Source organism: Ideonella azotifigens (assembly GCF_006519715.1).
Taxonomy (GTDB): domain Bacteria; phylum Pseudomonadota; class Gammaproteobacteria; order Burkholderiales; family Burkholderiaceae_C; genus Ideonella; species Ideonella azotifigens.
In genome coordinates this window covers 1-2689 of record NZ_VIDT01000707.1, presented here as the reverse complement: position 1 = coordinate 2689, position 2689 = coordinate 1, and the positions used below count along the sequence as shown (strand labels likewise).

General features: G+C 65.7%; 3 protein-coding genes and 1 pseudogene. 3 read left to right on the top strand and 1 reads right to left on the bottom strand.

Annotated features, from left to right (window positions below):
* Positions 1 to 194, bottom strand: a pseudogene (locus FKP22_RS26590) (hypothetical protein); the annotation flags it as partial.
* 243 nt (positions 195 to 437) lie between these two features.
* Here FKP22_RS26590 and nifB point away from each other — a divergent pair.
* From nifB to FKP22_RS26575, 3 genes are all read left to right on the top strand, one after another.
* Positions 438 to 2024: a nitrogenase cofactor biosynthesis protein NifB gene (gene nifB / locus FKP22_RS26585; RefSeq protein ID WP_141290931.1), complete on the top strand. Its 1587-nt coding sequence runs from the start codon at positions 438 to 440 to the stop codon at positions 2022 to 2024.
* A gap of 45 nt (positions 2025 to 2069) precedes the next feature.
* Complete coding sequence (locus tag FKP22_RS26580; protein ID WP_141290929.1) at positions 2070 to 2264, top strand: 4Fe-4S binding protein; 195 nt, start codon at positions 2070 to 2072, stop codon at positions 2262 to 2264.
* 21 nt (positions 2265 to 2285) lie between these two features.
* A partial coding sequence (locus FKP22_RS26575) for a HesB/IscA family protein (protein WP_211361600.1) occupies positions 2286 to 2689 on the top strand: 404 nt, incomplete at its 3' end.

The following is a 2689-nucleotide window of genomic DNA, read 5'->3' as shown; positions in this document are numbered from 1 at the left end:
CTGGCGCCCAGCAGGATCACGTCCAGCGGCGCGCCCGCGGCGCGCGCAATCGCCTCGGCGCTGCTGGCCACGACATTGACCTCCAGCTCGTCGGCCAGCATGAATTGCAGGCCCATGGCGCTGATGTCATCGCTGTCGATGATGAAGGCGCGCTTGGTCTCCACGGCGCGCTGGGTGTCCACACCAATCTGCATGACGGTCTCCTGAAGGAATGAAGCGGTAGGGCGTGCCGGCTGCAATTGCCATGCCGTCCCCATGCCGTGGCGCGCTGCCGGGAAGCGCTCGCGGACGAGGCCGGTGTGTCGCTCCACGACGTGTCCGGTTTGTCGGCATCCCCACACCATGCGACACACGCAAGTGATTGATTCCAAAGGAAATCGCGCTGGCACGCGTCTCGCAATAGAGGGCCATCCACCCCCGATTCAAGAGGCCTGCCGATGTCAACCAACACCGCCTATGTAGATGCTTCTCAACTTGGCAAATCCCGCCAGGCCGTCAGCCAGATCCTGGAGACCGCCGCGTCCGGCGGTTGCGGCACGACGGGCGGCGACGGCAAGGCCAGCTGCGGTTCTTCGGGAGGCCCCGGCGACATGCCCGAGGAGATCTGGAACAAGGTCAAGAACCACCCCTGCTACTCGGAAGAGGCGCATCACCACTATGCCCGCATGCACGTGGCCGTGGCGCCGGCCTGCAACATCCAGTGCAACTACTGCAATCGCAAGTACGACTGCAGCAACGAGTCGCGGCCGGGCGTGGTCAGCCAGAAGCTCACGCCGGAGCAGGCGGTGAAGAAGGTGGTCGCGGTGGCCAGCGAGATCCCGCAGATGACGGTGCTGGGCATTGCCGGCCCCGGGGATGCGCTGGCCAACCCGAAGAAGACCTTCGAGACCTTCCGCATGCTGCAGGAGCAGGCGCCGGACATCAAACTGTGCCTGTCCACCAACGGCCTGGCGCTGCCCGAGATGGCCGACGAGATCTGCAAGTACAACATCGACCACGTCACCATCACCATCAACATGGTGGACCCGGCGGTGGGCGAGAAGATCTACCCGTGGATCTTCTGGGACCACAAGCGCGTGACCGGCATCGAGGCCGCGACCATCCTGCACCAGCAGCAGATGAAGGGGCTGGAGATGCTCACCGAGCGCGGTGTGCTCACCAAGATCAACTCGGTGCTGATCCCCGGCATCAACGACGAGCACCTCATCGAGGTCAACCGCGAGGTCAAGAAGCGCGGCGCCTTCCTGCACAACATCATGCCGCTGATCAGCGAGCCCGAGCACGGCACGGTGTTCGGCCTGACCGGCCAGCGCGGCCCATCGGCGCAGGAGCTCAAGGCCGTGCAGGACGCCTGCATGGGGGGCGCGAACCTGATGCGGCATTGCCGCCAGTGCCGGGCTGACGCGGTCGGCCTGCTGGGCGAGGACCGCAGCGCCGAATTCACGCTGGACAAGATCGACGAGATGGAAGTCGTCTACGACCTGGACAAGCGCAAGCGCTACCAGGACGCCGTGGAAGTGGAGCGCCAGGCCCAGCACGCGGCCAAGGTGGCCGCGCTGGAAGCCGCCGGCGTGGACGATGGCGTGGACCCGGACATGACCGTGCTGGTGGCCGTGGCCACCGAAGGCCATGGCAAGGTCAACCAGCATTTCGGCCACGCCACCGAGTTCCAGATCTTCCAGGTGAGCAAGAGCCAGGCGCTGTTCGTGGGCCACCGCCGGGTGGACCTGTACTGCCAGGGCGGCTACGGCGAAGACGAGGCGCTGCCCTCGGTCGTCAATGCCATCAACGACTGCCACGCGGTGCTGGTGTCCAAGATCGGCGCCTGCCCGAAAGATGAGCTGAGTGCCGCCGGCATCGAGCCGGTGGACGCCTATGCCCACGAGTTCATCGAGAAGGCCGCGCTGTCCTGGTTCGCGGACTACCGCAGCCGCGTGGCCACCGGCCAGGTCAAGCACCAGGCGCGAGGCGACGCGCAGATCCGCCAGGGCGCCTTCTCCAGCGCCACCGAACAGGCTGCCTGAGCAGCATTTCCATCCCTCCAGCCCCCGCCCGAAGGAGTTCTTTCCATGGCCTTGAAGATCATCGCCTCCATGTGCACCGGCTGCTCCGCCTGCGAGCCCGAATGCCCCAACGTCGCCATCCGCGAAAAGGGCGGCACTTTCATCATCGACCCCAACAAATGCACCGAGTGCGAAGGCCAGTTCGACTCGCCGCAATGCGTTGCCGTCTGCCCTGTCGACAACTGCATCAAAGCAGCTTGACCCGATTTCAAAGGAGACCTCATGATCCAACCGAACGTCACCGTCACCCCCGCCGCCGAAAAATTCATCAAGCGCATGGTGCGTTTTTCGGAGCACCCTTCGGGCGGCTTTCGCCTGAGCGTGTCGCCTGGCGGCTGCTCGGGCTACAACAGCGAGTTCACCGTGGTGCCTGCCGCGCAGCAGGGCGACAGCGAGTTGCTGGTCAACGGCGTGAAGGTCTTCCTGCCGGCCGAGAGCCGGCTGATGCTGGACGGGGTGACGGTGGACTTCGCCGACACGCCGACCCAGAGCGGCCTGACCTTCTTCAACCCGAACGCTGCCGCCTGCGGCTGCTCCACGTCCGGCGACAGCGCCGCAGCGCCCGCCCAGGCCACCGTCTCGGTGGCCTCCATCGCCCGGCGTCCGCCGGTTACGTCCAGCCACTG

Bases quoted from the DNA above. Each gene is read 5' to 3' on its own strand.
- nifB (WP_141290931.1), top strand. From the start codon at position 438: ATGTCAACCAACACCGCCTATGTAGATGCTTCTCAACTTGGCAAATCC.
- FKP22_RS26580 (WP_141290929.1), top strand. From the start codon at position 2,070: ATGGCCTTGAAGATCATCGCCTCCATGTGCACCGGCTGCTCCGCCTGC.